The sequence below is a fragment of the Acetobacter sp. AC2005 genome, assembly GCF_037901235.1.
Taxonomy (GTDB): Bacteria; Pseudomonadota; Alphaproteobacteria; order Acetobacterales; family Acetobacteraceae; genus Acetobacter; species Acetobacter oryzoeni.
This window is the reverse complement of record NZ_CP149625.1, coordinates 862,306-874,985: the sequence shown is the minus strand read 5'-3', so window position 1 is coordinate 874,985 and position 12,680 is coordinate 862,306. Positions and strand designations below refer to the sequence as shown.

Here is a 12,680-nt window from a genome sequence, read left to right as displayed (position 1 = left end):
CAACACGCAGGAAGGAAAAACGGTTTGGCTTTTATAAGGTATCTGGGCGCATGTATGGTGTTGGCGAGCACTGGGCTGCCATATGCGCAGGCACACGCCGCAACACCGGCAGAACAGCGGATTATCACGCGCAATGCGCAGCCGCGCCCGGTGCCCCCACTGGCTACCGCGCAGGTGCAGGGGGATGATCTGCACGCAAAGGCACAACCGGTAAATCTATCTGCTTTGGGCCTGCAGGCGGCTGTAAAAGTGGCGGACAAACAGCCATGCCCTGCCAACAGCCTGCTTTTGGGGAAAGATGAAAACCCAACAGCCGGGCAAACATGCCGCGTGGCCACTTTGGAAGTGAACGCACCAGAACACCCCGTATTTATCCAGACCCTAGGCAGCCTGATGGCGGAAGATAGTCCCGGGCTGATGGATTTGCATATTTCCCTGTACCAGCTTGCGCCAAACGGGCAGAAGAATGCTCTGCCGCAGGTTATGGTTTCGGGCTACACAGGTGGGGCGCATTGTTGCCAGGCCGCCGCTATTGTAGAGGCCGCCCCGCAAGGCCAGTGGCGTGTGCTCTCTCTTCCCGCACAAAATGGCGGAGGGGAACCCGTTGTGCAGGATATTGCGCGAGATGGCACCCGCCAGCTTGTATATACGGATGAGCGGTTTGATTACGCCTTTGCCTCTCACGCAGGGTCGGCCATGCCGGTGGTGCTGTATCAGTATCAGGATGGCCAGTTGCAGAATGTTACGGCGCAGCCGCGGTTTGCAGCCTATTTGCGCAACCAGCTTGCGCAGGATTCCGCACAGTGGCGCAAAACGGGGGTAACGGAGGTAAACGGCTATCTGGCCGCGTATGTGGCCACCAGCGCAAATATTGGGGAACTGAACGCAGGCTGGCGCTACATGATGGCGCGGTATGATACGCACTCTGATTTTGCAGAAACATGGTGCGCGCTGGATAAAGCCGCATGGCCCCAGAACAAGGATGGTGCATCCTGCCCCAAGCAGTTTGTAAAAACCGTGCCGTTTCCGCAAACTCTGGCGCAATCTCTGGTGCAGTGGGGGTACATCACACCCCAGCAGAGTGCTGCTCTTGGCTATGATGTAGAGAAAATAAAGCAGAACCAGCAGCAGGTTATTGCCACCACTACCAAGGCATGGCGTGCTGCACATTAGGCAGATTACAGCCCTGCTGGCAGGCAGATTTGTGCCAGAACACAACACAGCCTAAAACTTGGGCTTGTTTTGCCATGTTCTGCCAGCGGGAGTGTAATGGAAGATCTGTTTGAAGGGCATAATGTGGGCACCGCCCGCCCTCTGAAACTTTCAGAAGATGTTGTGAGCACCGCCACCTATGGCGGCCCAGACAAATGCTACCGTTATAAGCTGAAACGGGTGTGGGACCCATCACGCCCACTGGTGATGTGGCTGATGATGAACCCATCCGTCGCCACAGAATATGGGGATGACCGCACCGTGGCCAAATGCCAGCGCTATGCCCGTGCATGGGGGTATGGTGGTATTCTGGTGGGCAATACATTTGCGTATCGGTGCACAGATCAGCTTCGGTTGCTGGAAACGCCAGATCCGATAGGGCCGGAAAATGATAAAGCCCTGCTGGAAATGGCGCAGGAAGCCAATAAGGTGATTGCAGCCTATGGCACGCCACACCACAAGGCCCTGCTGGCCCGTGGGCCGGATGTGGTGCATATGCTCCAGCAACACGGTATTACGGTGGATGCGTTGCGGTTAAGCAAAACAGGCCGCCCGTGCCATCCGCTCTATTTGCCAGCAAGTCTGCTGCCCGAGCCTTTGCCAACCAACCTGGTGCAAAGCTAACAGGCACATAACGGAAAGCAGCTTTCTGCCCATGTGTATTGACGCCAAGCCCCGTTCGGTATCCGATACACATAAAGGTGTTTGAGTTCTGCACATCATGCCTGCCACATTGCAAAATAAGGCGTGCTGTGCAGCAAAGTTAAGGGAAATATGCATATTATGGCCTTACAGAACACGCAGGGTGCCGCAGGCGGTTATCTGGCATCTGCCGAATTTGCCACCATGCTGGACAGGCTGGGTGAAGTGGCAGCACGTACGGGCCTGAACGTGGCCCACGGCCAGCAGGTCATTATTACGGCACCCCTCCACGCCGTGCCGCTGGTGCGCCGCATTACGGAGCACGCGTACAAGGCCGGGGCCTCACTCGTCAGCACGTTTTATTCGGATGAGGAAACCACGCTGGCCCGTTACAAATACGCGGCGGAAGATACGTTTGATACCGCAGCAGGCTGGCTTGCCGGAGGGATGACGGAAGCCTTCCGTAACGGTGCCGCGCGTATGGCCATTACGGGCTCTAACCCGGCATTGCTGGCGGGGCAGAACCCGGAACGTATTTCCCGCGCCAGCAGGGCCAATTCCCGCGTGAACCGGCCTGCCATGGAAATTATCACCAATTTTGATGTGAACTGGTGCATCGTGGCGGCCGCTTCCCCAGCTTGGGCAGCACAGGTGTTTCCTGATCTGCCGGTTGATCAGGCGGTAGAAAAACTGTGGCAGGCCATTTTTTCTGTCTCGCGCATTACGGGTGAAAACCCGGTAGCGGATTGGGAGGCCCATAATGCCGTTCTGCATCGCCGCGCCGCATTTTTGAATGATGCCCGTTACAGCGCGCTACATTTTAAAGGCCCCGGCACAGACCTGATGGTAGGGCTGGCAGATGGGCACGAATGGGCAGCCGGTGCGGAAAAAGCCGGAAACGGCATTGTGTGCAACCCCAACATTCCAACCGAGGAAGTGTTTACAACACCGCATCGCCTCAAGGTAGATGGCACGGTGGCAGCCACCAAGCCGCTTTCTCATCAAGGCACGTTGATTGAGGATATTCGCGTAAGGTTTGAAGGCGGACGCATTGTGGAAATGCACGCCAGCAAAGGCGAAGATGTGCTGGCCCGCGTGCTGGATACGGATGAAGGCGCACGCCGTTTGGGGGAAGTGGCGCTTGTGCCCAATTCCTCCCCCATTTCGCGCAGCGGTATTTTGTTCCAGAACACATTGTTTGATGAAAACGCCGCCAGCCATATCGCATTGGGGCAATCTTACACCAAATGTATGCGCGATACGGCTGGGCAGGATGAGGCCGCATTGGCCGCCCGCGGGGCTAATAGCAGCATGATCCATATAGACTGGATGATTGGTTCTGGGGACATTGATGTGGACGGCATATATGCCAAAGGTGAACGCGTGGCATTGATGCGCAAAGGTGAATGGGTGATAGAAGCATGAGACATACTCTAAAACTTTCCTTCCGCTCTGCTCTGCTGGGCGTTATGGGCGCTGCAGCGCTTGTGGTTGGCACAGCGGCACAGGCGCAAACGGTTTCTACCGGTGGCAATGGCGCGCCCAATTTAACGCCAGAGCAGGTTGCCACTTTGCAGCATGATATGGATACCGCGCTGCATTACCATCTGGCCCCAAACGTGCTGCCGCGCCTGACCACAACGCTGAAGGAAATTCAGGCCGCCGGTATTCAGCCGCCCTCACGCTTTGGCATGTCTCTGGACCAGCAGATTGCCCTTGTGCAGCAGGTGCCGGGTTTGGATCCGATTTTGCAAAAAAATGGCTTTTCAGCACATGATTTTGTTATGAGCCTTACCTGTGTGGGCCTAACGGGCAGCCTGATGAACGTGCCTGCCAACCCCAGCAACACCAAGATGCCGCAGCCTGAACCTGCTAATGTGGCTATTCTCAAATCCAACCCGCAGGATTTGCAAAATCTGGTTACGGTTCTGCGTTCGGCCCATCAGTCTGGTGGTGCGCTTTCGCACTAATTTCACACATACATATTGGTGTGTAAGAAAATGGCAGGTTTTTCCTGCCATTTTTTATGTGTGATGGTTTAGTTTTTCTTCTGATGTGGCTTGGCATGGCATGTTTCCGGCTTGGGTAAATCCAGCACATGCAATGTACCCTTCATACGGAAATCTCCAAAATCCAGCGTCAAATTGTCAGAAACACCATTGGCAAAATACCGCATGCCAATTTCATATTCCGGCATCATGTTTGGTGGCGTGCGTGAAAAAAAGGCCACATGCACACGGCCAGATTGCAAGGCGTTCAGGGCAGTAAAATCCGTGGGGGGTGTTGTATTGGCCCAGCCTAAAAGGGTTATGTACGTATCTGCCGCGCCATCTGGTGATGTGCCATCAAAGATAGGGGCTGAAATCTCGGTTTTTCCGCTTCGGGCGGCATCCAGAATGGAAACGGTATGCTGGATGGGGAACAACGTGCCAGCCGGAAGCGGGAGTGTTTTGGCTAAAGGTTTTTCGTAATGCGCTGTGCCAGAACCATCCGGGTGCAGTGTGGCTTCCCCCCGCAGGTTTTGCAGCAATTTGCCGTTAGATGTTTCCATGGTGCGAAAGATCAGGTTGCGCCCATCTGCACTTTCAAACGTGGAATAGTCAGATACCAGATGCTCTACGCCGTTCTGGCGGGTTACGCTTTGAATATCCAGCCGCTGTTGGGTGGACCATCCGCTGCACCCATGCCGCACGCTGTAAAGCATGGTGCCCGTGGCCGATAATGTTTTGCCGCCAGAGGCTTCTGTGAGTGTGAGATCATACACCGCGCGTTGCGAGGCAATCTGGTTGATATCTGAATCGGAAAAAGAATGTGCAGTGTTGGGCGTAGTACTGGGGCGTGCTTCAGCCGGTGGGGCATTTTGTGAAACAGTGCCCGAAGGCACCACAGCACCGGCTGTTTGTGCATGCGCCATGTGCAAAGGCAGGGCGACCACGCCACCCAGCAGCACAGATGCAACGGCCTTGCGTACCGCACGGGCATTATGCCCCGGCGTAAAGCAAAAACCTTGGGCAAGGGGTAGGGGAAGTGGCAGGCGGCGTGAACGTCTCATACCCGGTACAAAAAAACATCCGGCGCGGTCTTGCAACCACCCGGATGCCAAAAGGGCCGGGGTGTGGCCCTTTTACATGCATATGTGAAAGCCCGATCAGTCTTTCTTGACAGCGGGCTTCAGGTTCAACGCGAGGGAGAGTTCCTTCAGGCGTTCCGGCGGAACGGGGGCCGGAGCACCCATCATCAGGTCTTCGCCCTGCTGGTTCAGCGGGAACAGAATGACTTCACGGATGTTCGGCTCATCAGCCAGCAGCATCACAATACGGTCCACACCGGGGGCAGACCCACCATGCGGCGGCGCACCGTAGCGGAAGGCATTGAGCATACCGCCAAAGCGGGCTTCTACTTCGCTTTCCGGGTAACCAGCAATTTCAAAGGCGCGGATCATCACATCCGGCAGGTGGTTACGGATAGCGCCGGAGGAAAGCTCAATGCCGTTACACACAATGTCATACTGGTAAGCCAGAATATCCAGCGGGTCTTTGGTGTTCAGTGCTTCCAGACCACCCTGCGGCATGGAGAACGGGTTGTGCGAGAAGTCAATCAGCCCCGTTTCTTCATTCAGCTCATACATCGGGAAGTCCGTGATCCAGCAGAAACGGAAGGCATCCTTTTCAATCAGATCCAGTTCTTCAGCAATGCGTGTGCGCACAAGGCCAGAGAACTTGGCCACATCATGCCCCTTGCCAGCTGCAAAGAACACGGCATCACCGGGGTTCAGCCCCAGCTTGGTGCGAATGGCTTCTACGCGGTCGGCTTCAAGGTTCTTGGCAATCGGGCCCTGGCCGCCTTCTTCTGCAAAGGTGATGTAACCTAGGCCGCCAGCCCCGTTTTCACGCGCCCAGGCGTTCAGCTTGTCATAGAAGGAGCGGGGGCGGCCACCAGCGCCGGGGGCCGGAATGGCGCGCACTTCACCACCATCGGCTGCAATGCGGGCAAACAGGCCAAAGCCGGAACCGGCAAAATCTTCCGTTACATCGGTAATCAGCAGCGGGTTGCGCAGGTCTGGCTTATCAGAACCATACACCTTCATGGCGCGGGCGTAGGGAATACGCTCAAACGGTGCGGTGCTTACGGCGCGGCCCTTGCCGAACTCTGTAAACAGGCCAGACATCACTTCTTCCAGAACGGCAAAGATTTCGTCCTGCGTGGCAAAGGCCATTTCAAAGTCGAGCTGGTAAAACTCACCGGGGGAGCGATCCGCGCGGGAGGCTTCATCACGGAAGCACGGAGCAATCTGGAAGTAGCGGTCAAACCCGGCCACCATTGCAAGCTGCTTGAACTGCTGCGGGGCCTGCGGCAGGGCGTAAAACTTGCCGGCATGGGTGCGGGAGGGCACCAAAAAGTCACGCGCACCTTCGGGGGAGGATGCTGTTAGGATGGGGGTCTGGAACTCGGTAAAGCCCAGATCCGTCATGCGGCGGCGCATGCTGGCAATAATGGCGGAACGTAGGCGGATGTTGGCGTGCACCTGCTCGCGCCGCAGATCAATATAGCGGTAACGCAGGCGCAACTCGTCAGAATAATGTTCCTGCCCGGCAACCTGTAGCGGCAGCACAGCGGCGGAGGACTGTACAATCAGCTCACGCGCACGCAGCTCAATATCACCCGTGGCAAGGTCTGGGTTGCGGGTGGTTTCATCACGCAGCACCACGTCACCCGTTACGGTTATCACGCTTTCCACGCGCAGGTGCTCGGCCGTTTCCATAACGGGGGAACCAGCGGGAATAACAATCTGCGTCAGGCCTGTTTCATCGCGCAGGTCAATAAACAGCAGCCCGCCGTGGTCCCGCTTGCTATGCACCCAGCCGGACAGGCGCGCGGTGGTGCCGGCATCGCTGGCGCGAAGGGCCGAACAGCTGTGGGAACGGTAAGGATGCATGGTCTTGTCCTGAAATCTGGCCCGGCGTTGCAGCAGGGGTGGTTTTTGGCAATGATTCCGTTGTGCCCGGAGGAAGCAGTGGAGCAGCGCTTATGTCAAGGCCGCACTGTATATCTTGCGTCTTATAAGGCACCTTGCCCGCGCACGCAGCTGCGTAAATCTGCTGCCAGCGCGGCAATGGCTTCTGGCCGTGCGTCCCACGCAAACATAAAGCGGCAGATGCCCCCAAAAAACGTGTAAAAGCGCCAGCCACGGGCCCGCAGTTCGTTCATCACAGGTTCGGGCATCAGCAAAAATACGGCGTTGGATTGCACGGGCCATGCCAGTTTGATGGAGGGAATATCCTCTACCGCCTGTGCAAACTGGCGTGCGCTGGCATTGGCGTGGCGTGCGTTATCCAGCCATGCGCCACTATGGATCATGGCCAGCCACGGGGCAGACAGAAAGCGCATTTTAGAGGCTGTTTGCCCGCTCTGCTTGGCGCGCTCGGCAAAGCCATGGGCCATGCTGCGTTTAAAAAACACTACGGCTTCCCCCATGGCCATGCCGTTTTTGGTGCCACCAAAGCTTAGGGCATCCACGCCGGATTGCCATGTCATGGCCGCAGGTGTGCAGCCCAGCATGGCAACGGCATTGGCAAAACGCGCACCATCCATGTGCAGCCGCAAGCCGTGATCATGGCAGGCATTGGCAATGGCCCGAATCTCATCCACCGAATACACAAGCCCGTTTTCTGTGGGTTGCGTAATGGTTACCACTGCGGGGGTGGAAGAGTGCGGATCGCTGGCGCGGCGGGCGGCCAGTTTTATGGCTTCAGGTGTCAGCTTACCGTCTGGGGTGGGGGGCGTTATCAGTTTGGCGCCACCGGTAAAAAACTCTGGCGCACCGCGTTCGGAGGTTTCGGCATGTGCCACTTCCGAGGCAATAATGCTGCAATAGGGCGGGCACAATGTTGCCAGTGCCAGCGCATTGGCTGCCGTGCCGGTGAGCACAAAAAACACTGCGGCTTCAGGCGCTTCAAACACATCCGCCACCGCTTTGGCGGCAAGGCGTGTCCAGGCATCATCCCCATATGCGGGGGTGGAGCCCTTGGCCGCGCGGCTTATGGCTTCCAGCGCCTGTGGGCACAGGCCTGCATAATTATCACTGCCAAACTGTTGTGGGGGCGTGGTGGTTTGCGGCAGGGGCATAAGCGGCTTCTCCGGCAAGGGCTGTGGGGCAACAGGTGCCAAAGCCTGCCCTATAGCACAAGCTATACCTTGCTCCTGCACAGCTTTTGCTGTAAGGCGCTGCCACTGCGTGGGCACCCCTGGAGGCCTGCGTGATTAAGTTTTTTATGGAGAAGTCAACGTGTCCAAGATTACATCTATCGAAGCTTCGGCGCGCGCGAAGGCTGGTAAGGGGGCAGCGCGGGCAACGAGGCGTGCAGGGCTTGTTCCCGGCGTTATCTACGGCGGCAAGCAGGAACCCACCCTTATTGCTATCGACCCACGCATTATCATCAAGGGCATTCAGGCATCTGGCTGGCGCTCTCGCGTGTATGAAATCAAGGTTGATGGCAAGGCAGAACGCGCTCTGGTGCGTGACGTGCAGCTGCACCCGGTGAAGGATTCCCCTGTTCACGTTGACTTCCTGCGTCTGGCCGCTGGTTCTCGCGTGCATGTTGAAGTGTCTGTTCACTTCGAAAACGAAGAAGCATGCCCCGGCATCAAGCGCGGCGGTGTGCTGAACGTTGTGCGCCACACCATTGAAGTGGACGTGCCGGCAGACAACATTCCCGAATTCTTCACGGTTGACCTGTCCAAGCTGGACATTGCGGACAACGTGCGTTGGGAAGATGTGCAGGGCACCGAAGGCGTAACCCCGCTGACCCACGAAGAAAACTTTGTTGTGGCTTCCATTGCCGCTCCGAGCGTGGACACCACCGAAGGTGCAGAAGCTGCTACGGAAGAAGCCGCTTCCTGATCGGAAGCCGGTTTATTCGGGTTGTTTATTAGGCATGGGGGTGCGTGCAGATGCGCGTGCCCCCTGTGCTGTTCATAACGTTAGGTGGAATCAGCAATGCTGCTCTGGGTCGGGTTGGGCAATCCCGAATCCTCCATGCGTCGGCACCGGCATAATGTTGGCTTTATGGCGGTGGAAGCCATTGCCCGTAAGTACGGGTTCACGCCATGGCGCAACCGCTTTAAGGGCGAGGTTGCAGAAGGCCGCATAGGCGGGCAGAAAGTTCTGCTGCTGCTGCCCATGACCTACATGAACAAATCGGGTGAAAGCGTGCAGGAAGCCGCCGCTTTTTACAAAATTGCACCCGAAAATATTACCGTTTTTCATGATGAGCTGGATCTGGCACCGGGCCGCCTGCGCATAAAGCGTGGGGGAGGGGCTGCGGGGCATAACGGTTTGCGCTCTACAGATAAAATGTTGGGCACGCCAGAATATTGGCGTGTGCGCATAGGCATTGGCCACCCCGGCGCCAAGGAACGGGTGCACGGCTGGGTGCTGGGCAATTTTACGGAAACAGACCGGCAGGAATGGCTGGAACGGCTGCTTGATCGCATGGCCGATGCCGCCCCCCTGTTGGCAGATGGGCGGGCAGACCAGTTCATGACAAAGGTTGCACTGCCGGAAGGGAGCAAGGGCTGATGGGTTTTAACTGCGGTATTGTCGGGCTACCCAATGTGGGTAAATCCACGCTGTTCAACGCGCTTACGGCCACGGCCACGGCGCAGGCAGCCAATTATCCTTTCTGCACGATCGAGCCCAATACAGGCCGCGTGGCTGTGCCAGACCCCCGGCTGGACAAGCTGGTGGAAATTGGCAAATCACAGCGCGAAGTGCCCACCAGCCTTGAGTTTGTAGATATTGCCGGCCTTGTGCGCGGCGCCTCCAAGGGTGAAGGGCTGGGCAACCAGTTTTTGGCCAACATCCGTGAAGTAGACGCCATTATCCATGTGCTGCGCTGCTTTGAAGATGATGACATCACCCACGTTGAAGGCGGCGTGGACCCCGTGCGTGATGCCGACATTATTGAAACGGAGCTGATGCTGGCGGATCTGGATTCGCTGGAAAAACGTCTGCCCAATCTGGAAAAGCGCGCCCGCAACCGGGATACCGAAGCCACAGCCCAGCTTGCCGTCATGGCACCGCTGATGGAAGCGCTGCGTGAAGGCCGCCCGGCCCGCACCGCCATTCCGGCAGGGGAAGAAGAAGCCGTGCGCCGCCTGCAGCTGCTCACCACCAAGCCGGTGCTGTATGTGTGCAACGTGGATGAAGACTCGGCTGCAACTGGCAACAAGTTCTCAGAACAGGTGCAGGCCAAGGCTGCGGCGGAAGGTGCTGCTGCCGTTATTGTGTCTGCCGCGATTGAAGCCGAAGTCAGCCAGCTTGAAAATGAAGAACGGCGCGAGTTTCTGGAAGGTCTGGGCCTTCAGGATAGCGGGCTGGATAGGGTTATTGCCGCTGGCTACAAGCTGCTGGGCCTGTGCACCTACTTTACCGTAGGCCCCAAGGAAGCCCGTGCCTGGACAATTACCGCAGGCACCAAGGCCCCGCAGGCTGCCGCCGTTATTCACAATGATTTTGAACGCGGCTTCATTGCATGTGAAACTGTCGCGTATGATGATTACGTTCAGTATGGTGGGGAAGCTGGCGCAAAGGAAGCCGGACGCCTGCGTATTGAAGGGCGAGATTACGTGGTGCAGGATGGCGATGTGCTGCTGTTCCGCTTTAACGTTTAACAGCCACGCACAACTACAAATGACAGCTTGATGGCCTGCCACCACCGGCAGGCCAGATAGAAAGATGGAGATAGGAACGCCGTTATGAACGCGGAGGGTGAGAGTAAGCTGCAAGGGGTTACAACGGCTGCGGCCAATCCCGTGCAGGATGTTCCAGCGCAGGCACAAGGGCTGGGGCCAATGGCTGCCTTGGCCCATCGTGCTCGGCTGGCGGCCCGCACACTGGCGCAAAGTTCTTCCGCCACGCGGGATAAAGCCCTGTGGGCCGCTGCGGCGGCTTTGCGTGAGGCTGCTCCCGCCATTCTGGAAGCCAACGCGCAGGATCTTGCCGCTTCCACCGCTAATGATGCGTTTCGTGATCGGCTTACCCTCACGCCCGAACGGGTGGAAGCCATGGCCCGTGGTCTGGAAGAAATTGCAGATCTGCCAGACCCCGTAGGCCGTGTGCTGGAGGAATGGACACGCCCCAACGGCCTGCGCATCCGCCGCGTTGCCACCCCTGTGGGTGTGATTGGCATGATTTATGAAAGCCGGCCCAATGTGGGGGCAGATGCCTCTGGGCTGTGCATTAAATCCGGCAATGCCGTGCTGCTGCGTGGGGGATCGGAAAGCCTGAACAGCGCACGCGCCATTCATGCCGCCATGCAGGCCGGGTTACGCTCCGCCGGTTTGCCGGAAGATGCCGTGCTGATTGCCCCAGATGCCAACCGCGCCCATGTGGCGGAAATGCTCACGGCTTCTGGCCTGATTGACCTGATTATTCCGCGTGGTGGACGTTCATTGGTCGAACGTGTGCAGCGTGAGGCCCGCGTGCCTGTGCTGGCCCATGCTGAAGGGCTGTGCCACACCTATATTCATTCTGCTGCAGATTTTGCCATGGCGCGCCGCATTGTGCTCAACGCCAAAATGCGTCGCACCGGCATTTGTGGCTCAACAGAAACCCTGTTGATAGATGCGGCCATTGCGCCAGCGTTGTTGCCGCAGATTGTGGCAGATCTGGCAGAAAAAGGCTGCACCTTTAAGGCGGATGCCGAAGCCCGCGCCATTATGCCCGATCTGCCCGCTGCAACGGAAAAAGACTTTGCAACAGAATGGCTGGATGCGGTTCTGAACATTGCCGTGGTGGATGGTGTGGATGAAGCGCTGGACCATATTGCGCAGTATGGATCTTCCCACACAGAAGCCATTGTGACAGCGGATGAAAACATGGCCATACGGTTCATGAACGGTGTTTCCAGCGCTGTGGTGATGTGGAATGCCTCCACCCAGTTCTGTGATGGGGGTGAGTTTGGCTTTGGTGCGGAAATTGGCATTGCCACTGGCCGCTTCCATGCCCGTGGCCCGGTGGGTGTGGAGCAGCTGACAACCTTCCGTTACGAAGTGATTGGCACCGGGCAGGTGCGCCCCTGATTTTTTCGGCCATGCGGCCAACTGCACGGGGCGCGCACAGGTGCCGGTAACTTTCCAACCACATCCGGCTGCAAAGCCTTGTGCACGTGGCACTGTTATTCCCACTTGGGGGGATAACAGATGCCTGCGTATTGGGCTTTTGGGTGGGTCTTTCAATCCCGGCCACAAAGGGCATCAGGCCATTGCGCGGCGTGCGCTAGCGGTGCTGGGGTTAGACCAGGTGTGGCTTATGGTTTCACCCGGTAACCCGCTTAAAGCCGGGCGCTCAGATATGGCGGCCTTGCCTGCACGCTTGGCCACGGCGCGCCAACTGGCAGATGGGCGGCGCATTATTGCCACGGATATCGAAAGCCGAATCGGCACACGTTATACGGTGGATACAGTGCGGGTGCTGCAAACGCGCTTTCCGCGTGCGCGGTTTGTGTGGCTGATGGGCGCAGATGGTCTGGCCACCTTGCCGCGCTGGAAAAACTGGCGGCAGCTTGTGCATAGCGTGCCAGTGGCAGTTTTCCCTCGTCCGGGGCAAAATGCGCGGGCCTTGCATGGGCTTGCCGGGCGGTATCTGGCCCGCTGGCGGGTGCCTGCATGGCGTGCACATGCCCTTGCGGAACTTTCTCCCCCCGTGTGGGCTTTTCTTCCGGGGGCACAAAACAGTATATCTGCAACAGCTATTCGTCAGCAGGGCGGATTCAATGTCGCTGCAGGCCAACCCCATACCCCCGATACGCTTTAAAGATCAGGAG

The 12,680-nt window shown here is 57.6% G+C and carries 12 protein-coding genes; 9 read left to right on the top strand and 3 right to left on the bottom strand.

The features are described from left to right. The first annotated feature begins 54 nt into the window (after positions 1-54). The 4 genes from QQM41_RS04185 to QQM41_RS04170 all read left to right on the top strand — a co-directional run bounded on the left by QQM41_RS04185 (position 55) and on the right by QQM41_RS04170 (position 3,824). A complete protein-coding gene (locus QQM41_RS04185; RefSeq protein WP_128106175.1) occupies positions 55-1,173 on the top strand; it encodes a thylakoid lumen protein in 1,119 nt (372 codons plus the stop codon). 96 nt (positions 1,174-1,269) lie between these two features. Further along, on the top strand, positions 1,270-1,836 hold the full coding sequence (locus QQM41_RS04180) for a DUF1643 domain-containing protein (RefSeq protein ID WP_087651749.1): 567 nt from the start codon (positions 1,270-1,272) through the stop codon (positions 1,834-1,836). 150 nt (positions 1,837-1,986) lie between these two features. Next, a complete protein-coding gene (locus tag QQM41_RS04175) occupies positions 1,987-3,279 on the top strand; it encodes an aminopeptidase (protein ID WP_339078057.1) in 1,293 nt (430 codons plus the stop codon). Further along, the gene (locus QQM41_RS04170) at positions 3,276-3,824 is read left to right on the top strand and encodes a hypothetical protein (RefSeq protein ID WP_339077786.1); all 549 of its coding nucleotides are present in this window, start codon (positions 3,276-3,278) and stop codon (positions 3,822-3,824) included. Before QQM41_RS04175 ends, QQM41_RS04170 begins: the two co-directional genes overlap by 4 nt. A 68-nt stretch (positions 3,825-3,892) precedes the next feature. On the opposite strand, the gene QQM41_RS04165 is transcribed toward QQM41_RS04170, so the two are convergent. The 3 genes from QQM41_RS04165 to QQM41_RS04155 form a co-directional block, all read right to left on the bottom strand. Then, positions 3,893-4,906, bottom strand: a complete 1,014-nt coding sequence (locus tag QQM41_RS04165) for a cell envelope integrity EipB family protein (RefSeq protein WP_339077785.1) — start codon at positions 4,904-4,906, stop codon at positions 3,893-3,895. A gap of 96 nt (positions 4,907-5,002) precedes the next feature. Beyond that, on the bottom strand, positions 5,003-6,790 hold the full coding sequence (aspS, locus tag QQM41_RS04160) for an aspartate--tRNA ligase (RefSeq protein WP_050819183.1): 1,788 nt from the start codon (positions 6,788-6,790) through the stop codon (positions 5,003-5,005). Between the two features lie 122 nt (positions 6,791-6,912). Next, positions 6,913-7,980 carry a low specificity L-threonine aldolase gene (locus QQM41_RS04155; protein WP_339078056.1) on the bottom strand — a complete coding sequence of 356 codons (1,068 nt, stop codon included), beginning with the start codon at positions 7,978-7,980 and terminating at the stop codon, positions 6,913-6,915. 160 nt (positions 7,981-8,140) lie between these two features. Between QQM41_RS04155 and QQM41_RS04150 the strand changes: the two genes are divergently transcribed. The 5 genes from QQM41_RS04150 (at position 8,141) to QQM41_RS04130 (ending at position 12,670) form a co-directional block, all read left to right on the top strand. Beyond that, positions 8,141-8,755: a 50S ribosomal protein L25/general stress protein Ctc gene (locus QQM41_RS04150; RefSeq protein ID WP_050819184.1), complete on the top strand. Its 615-nt coding sequence runs from the start codon at positions 8,141-8,143 to the stop codon at positions 8,753-8,755. Between the two features lie 96 nt (positions 8,756-8,851). Then, a complete protein-coding gene (pth, locus tag QQM41_RS04145) occupies positions 8,852-9,433 on the top strand; it encodes an aminoacyl-tRNA hydrolase (protein WP_003625001.1) in 582 nt (193 codons plus the stop codon). After that, a complete protein-coding gene (ychF, locus tag QQM41_RS04140) occupies positions 9,433-10,527 on the top strand; it encodes a redox-regulated ATPase YchF (RefSeq protein WP_339077784.1) in 1,095 nt (364 codons plus the stop codon). The genes pth and ychF overlap by 1 nt, the downstream gene beginning before the upstream one ends. A gap of 84 nt (positions 10,528-10,611) precedes the next feature. Then, on the top strand, positions 10,612-11,937 hold the full coding sequence (locus tag QQM41_RS04135; RefSeq protein WP_050819186.1) for a glutamate-5-semialdehyde dehydrogenase: 1,326 nt from the start codon (positions 10,612-10,614) through the stop codon (positions 11,935-11,937). A gap of 40 nt (positions 11,938-11,977) precedes the next feature. Continuing rightward, the gene (locus tag QQM41_RS04130) at positions 11,978-12,670 is read left to right on the top strand and encodes a nicotinate-nucleotide adenylyltransferase (protein ID WP_339077783.1); all 693 of its coding nucleotides are present in this window, start codon (positions 11,978-11,980) and stop codon (positions 12,668-12,670) included. Positions 12,671-12,680: the final 10 nt, after the last annotated feature.

Bases quoted from the DNA above. Each gene is read 5' to 3' on its own strand.
- pth (WP_003625001.1), top strand. From the start codon at position 8,852: ATGCTGCTCTGGGTCGGGTTGGGCAATCCCGAATCCTCCATGCGTCGG.
- ychF (WP_339077784.1), top strand. From the start codon at position 9,433: ATGGGTTTTAACTGCGGTATTGTCGGGCTACCCAATGTGGGTAAATCC.
- QQM41_RS04135 (WP_050819186.1), top strand. From the start codon at position 10,612: ATGAACGCGGAGGGTGAGAGTAAGCTGCAAGGGGTTACAACGGCTGCG.
- QQM41_RS04175 (WP_339078057.1), top strand. From the start codon at position 1,987: ATGCATATTATGGCCTTACAGAACACGCAGGGTGCCGCAGGCGGTTAT.
- QQM41_RS04165 (WP_339077785.1), bottom strand. From the start codon at position 4,906: ATGAGACGTTCACGCCGCCTGCCACTTCCCCTACCCCTTGCCCAAGGT.
- aspS (WP_050819183.1), bottom strand. From the start codon at position 6,790: ATGCATCCTTACCGTTCCCACAGCTGTTCGGCCCTTCGCGCCAGCGAT.
- QQM41_RS04170 (WP_339077786.1), top strand. From the start codon at position 3,276: ATGAGACATACTCTAAAACTTTCCTTCCGCTCTGCTCTGCTGGGCGTT.
- QQM41_RS04155 (WP_339078056.1), bottom strand. From the start codon at position 7,980: ATGCCCCTGCCGCAAACCACCACGCCCCCACAACAGTTTGGCAGTGAT.
- QQM41_RS04180 (WP_087651749.1), top strand. From the start codon at position 1,270: ATGGAAGATCTGTTTGAAGGGCATAATGTGGGCACCGCCCGCCCTCTG.
- QQM41_RS04185 (WP_128106175.1), top strand. From the start codon at position 55: ATGGTGTTGGCGAGCACTGGGCTGCCATATGCGCAGGCACACGCCGCA.